Annotated in this window: 14 protein-coding genes; 10 read left to right on the forward strand and 4 right to left on the reverse strand. The window is 42.5% G+C overall.

Going from position 1 to position 13461, the window contains the following annotated elements:
• The first annotated feature begins 112 nt into the window (after positions 1-112).
• Positions 113-1177, forward strand: a complete 1065-nt coding sequence (cax, locus tag MKY77_RS04965; RefSeq protein WP_339149177.1) for a calcium/proton exchanger — start codon at positions 113-115, stop codon at positions 1175-1177.
• Here the strand turns inward: cax and MKY77_RS04970 are convergent.
• Complete coding sequence (locus MKY77_RS04970; protein ID WP_339149178.1) at positions 1172-1459, reverse strand: hypothetical protein; 288 nt, start codon at positions 1457-1459, stop codon at positions 1172-1174. The genes cax and MKY77_RS04970 overlap by 6 nt on opposite strands.
• 187 nt (positions 1460-1646) lie before the next feature.
• On the opposite strand from MKY77_RS04970, the gene MKY77_RS04975 reads away from it, so the two are divergent.
• Positions 1647-2255 (forward strand): membrane protein, encoded by a 609-nt coding sequence (locus tag MKY77_RS04975; RefSeq protein ID WP_339149179.1) that lies wholly within the window; start codon positions 1647-1649, stop codon positions 2253-2255.
• Between the two features lie 187 nt (positions 2256-2442).
• On the opposite strand, the gene MKY77_RS04980 is transcribed toward MKY77_RS04975, so the two are convergent.
• Entirely contained in the window at positions 2443-2748 is a 306-nt protein-coding gene (locus MKY77_RS04980) for a TIGR04104 family putative zinc finger protein (RefSeq protein ID WP_339149960.1), read from the reverse strand.
• A 183-nt stretch (positions 2749-2931) separates the two neighbouring features.
• Between MKY77_RS04980 and MKY77_RS04985 the strand changes: the two genes are divergently transcribed.
• Entirely contained in the window at positions 2932-3693 is a 762-nt protein-coding gene (locus MKY77_RS04985; RefSeq protein WP_339149961.1) for a YfkD family protein, read from the forward strand.
• A gap of 245 nt (positions 3694-3938) precedes the next feature.
• Positions 3939-4262 (forward strand): hypothetical protein, encoded by a 324-nt coding sequence (locus tag MKY77_RS04990; RefSeq protein WP_339149180.1) that lies wholly within the window; start codon positions 3939-3941, stop codon positions 4260-4262.
• A gap of 128 nt (positions 4263-4390) precedes the next feature.
• On the opposite strand, the gene yfkAB is transcribed toward MKY77_RS04990, so the two are convergent.
• A complete protein-coding gene (gene yfkAB / locus MKY77_RS04995; protein ID WP_339149181.1) occupies positions 4391-5515 on the reverse strand; it encodes a radical SAM/CxCxxxxC motif protein YfkAB in 1125 nt (374 codons plus the stop codon).
• 152 nt (positions 5516-5667) lie between these two features.
• On the opposite strand from yfkAB, the gene MKY77_RS05000 reads away from it, so the two are divergent.
• Complete coding sequence (locus tag MKY77_RS05000) at positions 5668-5850, forward strand: SE1561 family protein (protein ID WP_339149182.1); 183 nt, start codon at positions 5668-5670, stop codon at positions 5848-5850.
• Positions 5851-6544: 694 nt separating this feature from the next.
• On the opposite strand, the gene MKY77_RS05005 is transcribed toward MKY77_RS05000, so the two are convergent.
• Complete coding sequence (locus tag MKY77_RS05005; RefSeq protein WP_339149183.1) at positions 6545-7447, reverse strand: GNAT family N-acetyltransferase; 903 nt, start codon at positions 7445-7447, stop codon at positions 6545-6547.
• A 186-nt stretch (positions 7448-7633) separates the two neighbouring features.
• On the opposite strand from MKY77_RS05005, the gene MKY77_RS05010 reads away from it, so the two are divergent.
• The 5 genes from MKY77_RS05010 (at position 7634) to MKY77_RS05030 (ending at position 13354) form a co-directional block, all read left to right on the forward strand.
• Positions 7634-9175: a fumarate hydratase gene (locus MKY77_RS05010; RefSeq protein WP_339149184.1), complete on the forward strand. Its 1542-nt coding sequence runs from the start codon at positions 7634-7636 to the stop codon at positions 9173-9175.
• A gap of 336 nt (positions 9176-9511) precedes the next feature.
• Positions 9512-10327, forward strand: coding sequence for a delta-lactam-biosynthetic de-N-acetylase (gene pdaA / locus MKY77_RS05015; RefSeq protein WP_339149185.1), 816 nt, complete (start codon positions 9512-9514; stop codon positions 10325-10327).
• Between the two features lie 135 nt (positions 10328-10462).
• Positions 10463-11344 (forward strand): DNA-3-methyladenine glycosylase, encoded by an 882-nt coding sequence (locus MKY77_RS05020; RefSeq protein WP_339149186.1) that lies wholly within the window; start codon positions 10463-10465, stop codon positions 11342-11344.
• Positions 11341-12744: a 23S rRNA (uracil(1939)-C(5))-methyltransferase RlmD gene (rlmD, locus tag MKY77_RS05025; RefSeq protein ID WP_339149187.1), complete on the forward strand. Its 1404-nt coding sequence runs from the start codon at positions 11341-11343 to the stop codon at positions 12742-12744. The genes MKY77_RS05020 and rlmD overlap by 4 nt, the downstream gene beginning before the upstream one ends.
• 88 nt (positions 12745-12832) lie before the next feature.
• Entirely contained in the window at positions 12833-13354 is a 522-nt protein-coding gene (locus tag MKY77_RS05030; RefSeq protein WP_339149188.1) for a DUF1456 family protein, read from the forward strand.
• Positions 13355-13461 lie beyond the last annotated feature (107 nt).

The raw sequence follows: 13461 nt of genomic DNA on the forward strand, positions 1-13461 counted from the left end.
AGTTAATGTGGCATGTTTGGCGAAATTTTAAACACGGATGTCGGCCAGTTTTTACGATAAAAAGAAGAGGTCGGGGATATCATAATGGTAAATGTGGAAAGAGGGTGTAGGTGTGTATAAATTTTTCCTTATCATGATTGCGATCGGGTTTCCTTTATCTGTCCTCGGGTCGCTGTTGCATTGGCCGGTTGTATTAATGTTCATCATATACAGTTTGACGATTGTGGCGCTGGCAAGTTATATGGGGCGAGCGACGGAAAGCATTGCGGTACATACGGGGCCGAGGGTGGGTGGCCTGATCAATGCGACCTTCGGAAATGCTGTGGAGCTGATTATTGCGTTCTTTGCGCTTAAAGCTGGGTTGATCACAGTAGTGCTCGCTTCTCTGACAGGGTCGGTTCTAGGAAACCTCTTACTTGTCATGGGACTTTCGTTTTTTGTAGGCGGATTGAAATTTAAACGCCAGAAATTCAATGTGTTTGATGCACGGCATAATTCTGGGCTCCTTGTTTTCGCGGTTTTGGTAGCGTTTGTTATTCCTGAAGTGTTTGCTCAGGAAATGAATGATACAAAAACTTTTGCACTGAGTGTCGGGATATCTGTCATCCTTATTCTTTTATACTTGGCAGCTCTATTCTTTAAGCTTGTCACACATCGAGGGGTGTACCAGTCTACCGAAGCAGGCGGAGGACATGCAGAGGAAGAGCATGAAACAGCGGAGTGGGGGAAGAAAAAAGCAATCTTGATTCTTTTGTTGGCAACACTTGCGGTAGCCTATGTATCCGAGAGTCTCGTTCATACATTTGAAGAGGTGGGTGAGGCATTCGGTTGGTCGGAATTGTTTATTGGGGTCATCATAGTTGCCATTGTCGGAAACGCCGCCGAGCATGCATCCGCCATTATTATGGCATACAAAAATAAGATGGACATTGCAGTAGAAATTGCAGTGGGATCAACTTTGCAAATCGCAATGTTTGTGGCTCCCATTCTTGTACTTATATCGATTTTATTTGAAAAACAAATGGCGCTCGTGTTCACTGTGCCAGAACTAATTGCCATGGTAACAGCTGTACTCTTAGCCATCGCGATCTCCAATGACGGGGAGACAAACTGGTTTGAAGGGGCGACGATACTTGCAGCCTATCTGATTATGGGGATTGGGTTCTTTCTCTTATAGAGGGACAGAGGGTTGATTGGCATGAACATCAGGTGTTTTGGCATGAACTTTGACTGTTTTGGCACGAACTCGACTCATTTTGGCATGAACCTGCCTGTTTTCGGCATCAACTCGGTTGATTTTGGCACGAACTTCCGTTTTACACAAAAAAGACTCTGTGCGGTAGGCTGCACAGAGTCCCAAAGCATATAGGGCAAACCCATCACTTCTAAGTACCAAGAGGTTAAAGCTTTGAACTAAGGAATAAAAAGCTTTATATGTGCACTGTGTAGGCAGAATCACTCCTTCACTCTAAGTTGTTTATTCGCTTTTTTCCCTCCTTCGTTTTTAGGTATTTATAGTATATAGGTGCAATCTTATAAATATTCTGATTTATTAAAAAATATTTTTCTTTTTCATATTTTGATGATTCACGCTTACAATGGTAGAGTAGGACAAGTGACAGTAAAATGTAGAGGAGTTATCAAGATTGGTTATTAGGGCTTTATTTTATTTAATTGGACTTTTTATCTTATCCTTCGGGATTAGTTTGACGATAAAATCTGATTTAGGGGCTGGTGCGTGGGATGCACTGAACGTAGGGCTATCCACAACATTTGGGCTTACGGTAGGAAGCTGGGTGTTTATTGTCGGGATCATTTTGATTGCTATCAATGCTTGGTTGCATAAAAGCAAGCCGGATTATCTTGCGGTCATCACGATTTTCCTTGTCGGAGTTTTTATTGACTTTTGGTTGATACAGGTGTTCGGGGCATGGATTCCAGTAGGAATGGTTTTCCGTTTCATCATACTTTTAGGTGGAATGGTCATCATGGCAGTGGGAATCTCCGCTTATCTGCAAGCAAAGTTTCCTGTCATACCAATTGACAACTTGATGCTTGGCATTCAAAATCGTTTCAAGGTCAAAATGATGACAGCAAAAACCATCGGGGAAGTGTTTGCCCTCATTTTTGCCCTTATTTTCAAAGGACCGATAGGAATTGGTACACTTATCATCACATTTGGAATTGGACCATTGATTCAGATATTCTACCCACGTTTAGAAAATCTTTATAGGAAATTACGACACGAGAGCTAAGTTCAGCTTTCGTGTTTTTTCTTTTTAGTGGAGGATGCGTTATCCCAAAGCCACCAGATAGCAGCATAAAGCATGGAAATAAAAAACATATCCCAAAATGTCTTGTGTCGAAAGAACGGATACACCAGCAAATTGGCACCTAAGAAGATAAGGAAATGAATGATGTATGTGGTTGCTAAAAATCTCCTTACCATAAAGGCTCGTTCTCGTTGCTCAGCTCATATAAGAAAGGCATCAGGATGAAAATAAATACGATGCATATGACATAGGCGATGGATAGATAAAAAAAGTCCACACCAAAAGAAAGAAACGGTACATTAATAAATGCAAAAAGCATCGGTGGTAAGCAGAGTTTTTGTCGAGAGCTTTTTGTGATATATTGCTTCTCTTCACAATATGGGCAAGTGATCGCCTGCTTGAATGTGAACATCTGCTTCCACGTGGTTTTCCAGCTCCAATTCTTTTTACAATTGGCACAGCTTGGTGTCTTCATCACAACCAACCTCCTTCTTACCTTATATACGAGTTCTCTGGAAAAAAGTTTCACCTTTCATGGATAATCTGAAATCGCTTCGAAAAAGATAACAGTACATAGATTTCAAGACGATTGAAAGGAGTAATACACATCATGCGCATACTTCAAATTATCATGGCGAGCTTTTTGGCATTCAGTTTCATGGTGAGTAGTGTTCAAGCTGAAGAGACCAAGGTGAAAGCCGATAATAAAAAACTGGAGGTTCCGAATTCTGTTCTAGATATCTCCAAGGACAACACATACCCAAACCCATCTCAGGATGTGCCGTACTTGCAACCAAGCGAGCTTTCTCAAGAACTGATTGATTCTTCCAATGTGAAAATTGAAAACCCAAAGCTCATCAAAATTTTGAATGAATCGAACATTTCTCCTTCACCAGTTGCCATCGGCTATCGTGCTACCATTTACCTTGGACAATGGCCACTTTCTTATCAATCAACGGAAACAAGTGTGAACTGGGAATATCAAAAAATAAATACAAATTATACGGATAATCGCGGTGGAAAAGTGCCGCAACAACTTCACTATCGTCAAGAAGCACAAAAAAGCGTCAAGGGTGGACTGACTTCAAAAGTGGAGGCTGCAGAAGATGTGAAAGAAATGATGATGTTAAAAGCAATGGACAAAACGAAACTGCCTCTATCGTTCCAGACCATTGTTGGTGCTGGAACGAAAAAGGACCAAGTGTATAACATTCCTGTGAAAAAGCTTGGCTATCTTTATGCGTACTCTCCGGCAGTTAGTGAAAAAGGGAAGATTACGTACGGAGAAGTGTACCTTGTGCTAAAAGGAAAAGAAATGAAAATTGTCGTAAAGAATGTGACATCGCAGGGAATCGGTGCCTGGATTCCGGTGCAGGACCATGTAAGTTTTATTTTTGCGGCGTCGGATCGTCCACGATAAAGTGAATTAGTACACCAGTCCGGATTGGGCTGGTGTTTTTATATGAGAATATCTAATGTGGAAAAACGTGATTATTTTCCCAGTTTCGTATCCATCATCCTTCGGGTATCTATCTATTACTAAGGTCACGTTGCCCAAATTCTGCCGTCCATCCATTTGTCGAAGGAAAAACCAGCCGCCGACCGAAACTTTTTTTAGCTTTAAGCGTCTTAATAAGTGAGAATGAAAAGGAGGTCATCAACATCATGATGCACCTGGTATTATTGGTCCTGGGGTTGTCGGTTTTGATAGGTATCGTGCGGACAATGGTCACAGTTGAGATGAGGCAAAAGCCATCAGATATAGGAAATGAGGAAAAACATCATGCCCTCCTGTTACTTTGGGGAATAGGGATTATTTTTCTTATGTTGTTCATACCGTATCAGGCATGGCAGCTAGCAGGTAGCTCCCTTGGCTGGGATGGTGCCCTTATCGTTGTTTCAAGCCTTATGGCAAGTATGCTGGTTTGTTTAGGGACCTACACCATCTTCAAAGGCAGAAGACTAAGATCAAAAATGCCATCTATATAATTTAAAAATAAACGCCTGGGAATCTAATAATCCCAGGCATGTTTGTTGTTGGCTTTTTTTATATATTTAAATTAACTTTCCTTGCAAAACCGACTTTTAACTAGCAATAATATTTGAGAAAAGCTTCGTTATTTAGCTATTTTTGCTTCCTTGTTTGTAAAATCCGTTTGTGGATAGTATGCATTCTTCACCAAAATATTTGGCCCAAGGCAGGCAACCGCAGGGCAATGGCAGTCCAACTCTTTTGCAATGGACGTCTCTTTCCATTTCTCATATGCAGCAGGCAAATCCGTTGTCTGTATATTCCCAAGAGGAGGTGTATCGCCAAAATCTGTGACGATGATGTCTCCGTTAAAAATATTCACATTCAAACGGGAGCGCCCGTCCGGGTCATTTCGTACTGTCACATTCTTGGCCTCATATACTCGCTTTAGCAATGCCAGATCTTCCGGGTTGTCACTGCAAGCGTAAAACGGCAATGTTCCAAAAAGCATCCACGTATTTTCATCACGCATATCAAGCAGGCGATGTATCGCACCACGCATCTCTTCAAGTGTCAGGACCTCCATCCCACTAGCAAAATCGCTTGGGTACATGGGGTGAACCTCATGTCTTTGACAGTTCATCTCCTCGACGATTTGCTTATGAATATGCTCGATATGAGGAAGCGTCCTTTTGTTCAGCATCGTCTCAGCTGACACGATAACACCGGCAGCAGTCAAAGCCTTCGAATTTTCAATCATCCGTTCAAAATATTTCGCACGCTGCTCATAGGTAGGTTTGCGGTCCATCATCGCAAACCCGCCCTCCACAAAGTCATCCATCGTGCCCCAGTTATGAGAAATATGTAGCACGTCCAGGTAAGGAATGATTTTCTCGTATCTTGCTAAATCTAAGGTTAAGTTCGAATTGATTTGCGTACGCACACCGCGTTCATGCGCATATTTTAACAAAGGCACGACATACTCGTTCACTGACTTCATGCTCATCATGGGCTCGCCGCCAGTGATGCTGATGGAGCGGAGATGAGGGATTTCTTCCAGACGTTGAATTAACAATTCTATTGGCAAAGCCTGTGGGTCCTTTGGTTGTAACGTGTAGCCGACGGCACAGTGCTCACAGCGCATATTACAAAGAGTCGTAGTTGTGAACTCCACATTGGTGAGTTCCATCTGGCCGTATTCTTTAACATCTAAATAAGCTTCCCATGGATCATAGGAAGGTGTAATTGGTGGTAGTGTGGTTGTCTTCATCGTAAACTCCTTTTATTTAAAAAACCTTACCCTTCATTGTATCATGATTCGCAGGATTGCAGACCGGGAAATTTTATACGAAGGTTGCCGGAAGTGCTGCAGTGCGGTAGTATAGAGAAATAATTAAGGACTGAAAGAAAGGTGCGATTATAATGGGCAAAGCAACAGACAACAAAGATTCCCAAGTCGATTATTTAAAAAATAGATTGAACATGTTTTTGGAGGTTGTGGATTCATTGGATCCGGAAGCAACAGATCTCGAGGACATCGATCGCCTGATCCAGATGCTGGATGATTTAGAGGGAAAATATAATCAGTTTAAGAAGGACTGGTAAAGTTAGGTCAGAGTCCATCAGATGAGGATTTATTGAAGGTGAAAAAGCTGGGAGAGAGGTCTTCATAGAGGTGATGAGGACCTCTTTAAGGTGGAAAAGTATGTTGAGACGTCTTCATAATGGACATGAAGACAATTCGAAGCCAAAAAATGCCTCGAGATTGTCATCATCGAGGTTATGAAGACAATTTGAAGTCAAAAAATGCCTCGAGATTGTCATCATCGAGGTTATGAAGACAATTTGAAGTCAAAAAATGCCTCGAGATTGTCATCATCGAGGTTATGAAGACAATTCGAAGCCAAAAAATGCCTCGAGATTGTCATCATCGAGGTATGAAGACAATTCGAAGCCAAAAAATGCCTCGAGATTGTCATAATCGAGGTATGAAGACAATTCGAAGCCAAAAAATGCCTTGCGATTGTCATCATCGAGGTTATGAAGACAATTTGAAGTCAAAAAATGCCTCGAGATTGTCATCATCGAGGTTATGAAGACAATTTGAAGTCAAAAAATGCCTCGCGATTGTCATCATCGAGGTTATGAAGACAATTCGAAGCCAAAAAATGCCTCGCGATTGTCATTATAGAGGCCATGAAGACAATTTGAAGCCCAAATAACCTCCGAAATTGTCTTCATACAAATAATGAAAGTCTACCCTCCTAGGCCATTCACCACTGCATGCAGAAATGGGGTATCACCTCGACTTCATCACCTTCCTATAAACCTCCAACAATTTCTCCACAGACACACCATCAACTTTCATCCCAGAAATGTCGCAAGCATTAATCTCCACATCAGCCATCTTACAATTGGTAAACCTGGTACCCATCAATTCACAGCGCTCAAAGGTTACAGGAGCCCCTTCAATAAACGTATCACTGAACCCAACATCGCTCATATCCACATGCTTCACCCTACTCCCAGAAAGGTTCAAATCAGCAATCAATGTATCCTGAAAATTGATGTTCTGAAACTTCGATCTACTTAAATTGATATTGCTGAAATGTGCCCCGGATAAAGTGCTGTTGCTGAAAGCACTGGTAGCTAAATTCGCCCCATAAAAGGTCGCCCCTTCTAAATTGCAAGATTCAAATTTATTCTCACTAGCCACTCCAGCAGAAATGCGCTTGACATAACACACCTCATCTTCTGTCTCAAATTTGCGTTCAAAGCCCAACTTTTCATAAAAATGTAGATTGCCCTTTTGTCTTGGGGAGGTTTCCAAATCCCAAGTCGTCACAGTAGGATGTGCTTTTTCCACCAAACGAATCACTTCAGAACCCAGGCCTTTCCTTTGAAAAGCAGGGTCAATAAAAATTCGATCGATCCGGCCAAAACGGTTCCCTGTCAGCGTCAAAATGATCCCGCCTACAAGTTGCTCTTCCACCAAAATACTGTAATAAGTAAGCTCTTCTATCATGTACCGGGTAGTATGAATGGAATCATAACCAGGTGGTTGTATATTATAGTCCACTACAGGCGAGTCCAAAGCCCCAAGCCACCTGCGTGCTTCCTCATCAAATGTTCTTTTCATTATTGCAGTCAACTGCTCAGCATCTTCTAAATTTGCCGCTAAAAGTGCTAAAAACTGTGTCATTGTTTGTTTCTCCCATCTCTCCCGTATCCTATTGTCACTTTACCACAAAAATCCAAATAGGATTAACCTTTTAATGGAATCGGTTACAAATTCCTTTATCCTTCTAATTAGAACAAGTATAATGAAGGATGTATAAAAGGAAACGTAGATAACTTTTTCAACAGGGGATAGGAGAGGGATTTAGAGATGAATAAATTATATGAGAGCATGTATGACTTGATTGTGGAAACCTCTACAAAGCTGCCTAAGGATGTTCGCCGTGCGATAGCGAAAGCTAAGCTTAGCGAAAGTGCGGGAACTCGTGCAGCTATGTCACTTGCGACAATTACTAATAACATTACGATGGCGGACGAAAATGTGTCTCCGATCTGTCAGGACACAGGCCTGCCTACATTTAAAATAAAAACACCTATTGGCGTCAACCAACTAGATATTAAAAAGGTAATTAAAGAAGCGATTGTACAGGCAACAAAAGATGGTAAGTTGCGTCCGAACTCTGTTGACTCTTTGACAGGTGCGAACAGTGGGGACAACCTTGGTGATGGCGTTCCTGTCATCAAGTTTGAGCAGTGGGAAAAGGATTATATCGACGCTCGCCTAATCTTAAAAGGAGGCGGCTGTGAAAACAAGAATATCCAGTACAGCCTCCCATGTGAGCTTGAGGGACTTGGCCGTGCAGGTCGTGACCTGGATGGAATCCGTAAATGTGTCATGCATTCGGTATACCAGGCACAAGGACAGGGCTGTAGCGCCGGCGTTATCGGGGTTGGAATTGGTGGCGACCGTACTTCAGGCTATGAGCTTGCAAAAGAACAGCTATTCCGCAGCCTTGATGATGAGAACACAGTACCTGAATTAAAAGAGCTAGAAGACTATGTAATGGAAAACGCCAATAAACTTGGTATCGGAACGATGGGCTTCGGCGGCGAAACGACATTGCTTGGCTGTAAAGTCGGAGTTGCGCACCGCATTCCTGCGAGTTTCTTCGTTTCCGTTGCGTACAACTGCTGGGCGTATCGCCGTCTGGGAGTAAAAATCAGCTCGGAAACCGGTGAGATCAATGAATGGTTGTATCAAGAAGGGGAAATGATTGACTTCTCCAAAGAGTTGACAGAGCAAGAAGAAGTGGCTGCAACTTCTGAAGCCAGTGAAATCATTCTGGAAGCGCCGATCACCGAAGAAAAAATCCGTTCTTTAAAAGTGGGAGACGTAGTGCGCATTAATGGCAGAATGTACACAGGTCGTGACGCGATCCACAAACACTTGAGTGACAACGATGCTCCAGTTGACTTAGATGGCCAAATTATCTATCACTGTGGACCGGTAATGCTTAAGGATGACGAAGGAAACTGGCACGTCAAAGCAGCCGGCCCGACGACAAGTATTCGCGAGGAGCCTTATCAAGGAGATATCATGAAGCGCTTCGGTATCCGCGCTGTCATGGGTAAAGGCGGAATGGGTGCGAAAACGCTGAAGGCATTGGAAGAGCACGGGGGCGTTTACTTGAATGCAATCGGCGGAGCTGCGCAATATTATGCTGACTGTATCAAAGGTGTCGACGGTGTAGATTTGATGGAGTTCGGTATCCCGGAAGCAATGTGGCACTTAAATGTGGAAGGCTTCACTGCGGTTGTAACGATGGATTCACATGGCAACAGCTTGCATGCGGATGTGGAAAAGTCTTCATTAGAGAAGCTTGCGCAGTTTAAGGATAGAGTGTTTAACTAAATTTTGATTATAAAGCAGCTTGGCAACGTTAGTTTGTTGCCGGGCTGCTTTTTTGTTTTTGAATATTGGAATTGCGGTAGGCGGGGGTGTGTGGCGTCGATATTTTCCAGGTAAATGTCGTTTGGCATCTATTAAAGATGTTTCCGACAGTATTCGGCTAATTTCCGTTTGTATTTGCCTGAAGTCGGAAAGTATTTCCGAATTTTCAGACAGTAAATTATCCCAATGGAATCCTCCCCACCTCACCGGAATTGGAAAACAATGCACCGTATCATTCCTCCCACCAAAACGAATCATATTAGTAGCGACAAAACATGGAAGGGAGGACATAATGAAATGAGAAAACTACTCAACATCTTAACCATTACTGTTATAGCACTTTTTCTGATTCCACAGCTCAGTCAAGCGGACACCTATTCCACTACAACCCTGCACTGGGGATTTAAGAAAAGCCAGAACCATGAGCCGCCCGATGCAGGTCTTAAATACAAAGAACTTCTAAAAAAACATGATGCTTTTTATCTCGGTGACACGACGAAAAAGGAAATTTATCTTACTTTTGATAATGGATATGAGAACGGATATACTGAGCATGTTTTAGATGTACTGAAAAAGAAAAAGGTTCCCGCAGCCTTTTTTGTAACTGGTTATTACTTGAAGGATCAGCCAGAGTTGATTAAGCGAATGGTCAACGAAGGCCATATTGTCGGTAACCATAGCTGGCATCACCCAGATATGACGCAAGTGAACGACGTCCGTTTCAAAAAAGAGCTCGATATGATCAAAGAGGAGTACAAAAACATTACAGGGCTTGACAATATGACATACCTGCGGCCCCCTCGTGGGACCTTCAGTGACCGGACATTGGCACTTGCCAATCAAATGGGCTATCAACATGTTTTCTGGTCCCTGGCATACGTTGACTGGTACACCGACCAGCAAAAAGGCTGGAGATATTCCTACGACAATATCATGGCTCAGATCCATCCAGGTGCCATTCTTCTGCTACACACCGTTTCCAAAGACAATGCTGAGGCTATGGAAAAAGTGATTGATGACCTACAGAAACAGGGGTATGAATTTAAAAGCCTAGATCATATCGCTGCACAACATACTATTCCCAATCCAATATTGCTTATTCAAGAAAATTGACTCCTTTGCCCGCCAGCAAGGAGTTCTTTTCATGTTCCGATTCCCTCTCAGTTAGCATGGAACTAACCCGAGGTGTTTGGCAACACACCGGAAAGCCGTTATAATTGGGACAGTAAATGAAGGACGGTGGGAAATTTGGTTAAAATAAATGTAGTGGGACCATATGATTTTGACAGAGTGCTGCAACGGCTATCCATTGACCCTTTAATGGTTATAAATCAAAAGGGACGAACTGTAAAAGTTCCGATGTATCAAAATGAAATGCCTATTGTTATCAAAATCCAAGCGACAGGAACCAAACAGAAACCTTCATTCCAACTTACAAGTACTGCAAACCTGACAGAAAAAGAAGTACATCTCATAAAAAATATATTCCAATGGGACAAACCACTGCAAGCTATCAGCGATCATTTTGCCAAAACAGAGCTTGCACCGATTTTCAAAGAGCATGAAGGAACACCGCTTGTTCTGGATTTCGATCTATATCATTGCCTGATGAAATGCATCATCCATCAGCAGGTCAACATGAAATTCGCACACACATTGACACAGCGTTTTGTACACAATTTTGGATATGAAAAGGAAGGTGTCTGGTTCTATCCAAAGCCAGAAGAGGTTGCTAAGCTTGATTACGAGCAGATCACTGAACTCAAAATGAGCCGCCGAAAAGCGGAGTATATCATAGATACATCTAGATTGATCGCAGAGGGAGAATTGCCTCTATACGAATTGCATCAAAAATCGGATGAAGAAATTCTGAAAGAACTGGTAAAAGTAAGAGGCATTGGTCCTTGGACCGTTCAGAATCTGCTCCTGTTTGGACTTGGCAGGCCCAATCTTTTTCCGATTGCAGATATCGGCATCCAAAATGCACTAAAAAAACTAAAAGGACTCGACCAAAAACCAACCGTCCTGCAGATGCAGGAATGGAGCAAGGATTGGGAACCATATTCAAGTTATGCGTCCCTTTACCTTTGGAGAAGCATCGAACCGCAACCTGAGGAGTTAGTAAAATGAAAACGAAGAAATCATATAATAAGCAACAAACAAGTGTCGACATGAAAGTGGGACAGACCTTTCCTTTAACCATCAAGCGCCTTGGAATTAACGGGGAAGGTGTGGGCTATTTTAAAAAACAAGTCGTATTTGTTCCTGGGGCACTCCCTGAAGAAGTGATAGTTGCGGAAGTGACAGACGTCAAAAATAAGTTTGCAGAAGCAAAGATCAAGAAAATTAGAAGCAAGTCACCGCACCGCACCACGCCTCCATGCCCGATCTATGAGCAATGCGGAGGCTGTCAGCTGCAGCATCTAAAATACGATCAACAGTTGACCTTAAAACGCGATATAGTCATTCAGTCATTAGAACGCCATACAAAGCTTAATGTGGATAAATTGGACATTAAACCGACCATTGGCATGGAAGACCCATGGTACTACCGAAACAAAAGCCAGTTTCAGGTCGGAAAGCATAAGGAGAAAATCATCGCAGGACTATACGGTGCCAACTCCCATAAGTTGATCGATATCGATAATTGTATCGTTCAGCACAGTGCCACAACCGAAGTAACCAACACAGTGAAAAAAATTCTGCAGGACTTCAACATTCCTGTTCAAAATGAGAAAAAGGGCCAACCATCCGTCCGTACCATCATGACAAGAGTTGGTTTTTCAACAGGGGAAATTCAAGTTGTGTTGATTACAACAGATGAGAAATTACCCCGCAAACAGTTGATAGTAGAAGAAATTCAAAAACGCTTGCCAAAAGTGAAGAGCATCATGCTAAACGTGAACGGCAAAAAAACCTCCCTTATTTTTGGAGAAGAAACGATTCATTTAAGCGGCGAAAAAGTAATTCAAGAAACACTTGGGGATGTTTCGTTTGAACTGAGTGCCCGGGCATTCTTCCAGCTTAACCCTGTACAGACGGTAAAGCTGTATGATTTGGTGAAAGAAGCGGCACAATTGACCGGTAAAGAAAAAGTGGTAGACGCTTATTGCGGAGTCGGAACCATCGGACTTTGGCTGGCAGAAAATGCTGGAGAGGTGCGAGGCATGGACACCATCGCAGAATCCATTGATGACGCGAAGGAAAACGCAAAACGCCACGGTTACACCAACATGAAATATGTAGCAGGAAAAGCGGAGAAATGGCTGCCAAGATGGGTGAAAGAAGGTTGGAAGCCGGATACGATTGTCGTGGATCCACCACGTACAGGCTTGGACGAAACTTTCATGAAGACCGTCCTGGACGTAGAACCGAAAAACTTTGTATATGTTTCCTGTAATCCATCCACACTTGCCAAGGATATTCAGTACCTAAGCAGAAAATATAAAGTGGACTGGATCCAGCCTGTGGATATGTTTCCTCAAACCGCTCATGTTGAAAGTGTTGTGAGGTTTGTGTTGAAAAAATAAATGAAGTTACCCACAATCCGCATGCAACATACCCACAAATTATTAACAACCTGTGCAATATAAAGAGAGTTAAAAAAGGAGTTTATACATGACAAACAACGATATTCTAATCAGACTAAGATACGCACTTGATATTAAAGACAACGACATGGTCGAGATCTTTAAGCTGGGTGACATCGACGTTACAAGGGATGAAGTACAGATGATGCTCACCAAACAGGTGGACAGCTATGATTATGAAACAGAAGAGGAATATGAGCAGGCACTGGAGGAAGAGGAGATTCTTCCTATCAATAATAATAAGCTTGAATCGTTTCTGAACGGCTTGATCATTTTTAAAAGAGGCAGACAGGAGCCAAAGCCAGGCCAGCCTGCAAAGCCGCCATTTTCCAACGAGCCTGCAAACAATATCCTTTTAAAGAAAGTGAAGATTGCGCTTGCTTTGACAACGGAAGATATCATCGACATTATTGGAGAAGCTGGGGTTACGATAACCAAAGGTGAACTTGGTGCGTTCTTGCGGAAGAAGGGGCACAAAAACTATAAGGTCTGCATGGATAAATACGCGAGGAACTTCTTGAAAGGATTGGCGATTAAGTATCGCGACTGATCAAGTCAAGATAGCAAATGGAAAACACATGACACCATATGAGAGGTGCCATGTGTCAGACTGTTGACAAACTATAAACTAGTTAGGTTATCTGTTGGAAGAGTTGA

Source organism: Sutcliffiella sp. FSL R7-0096 (genome assembly GCF_038595065.1).
Lineage (GTDB): Bacteria > Bacillota > Bacilli > Bacillales > Bacillaceae_I > Sutcliffiella_A.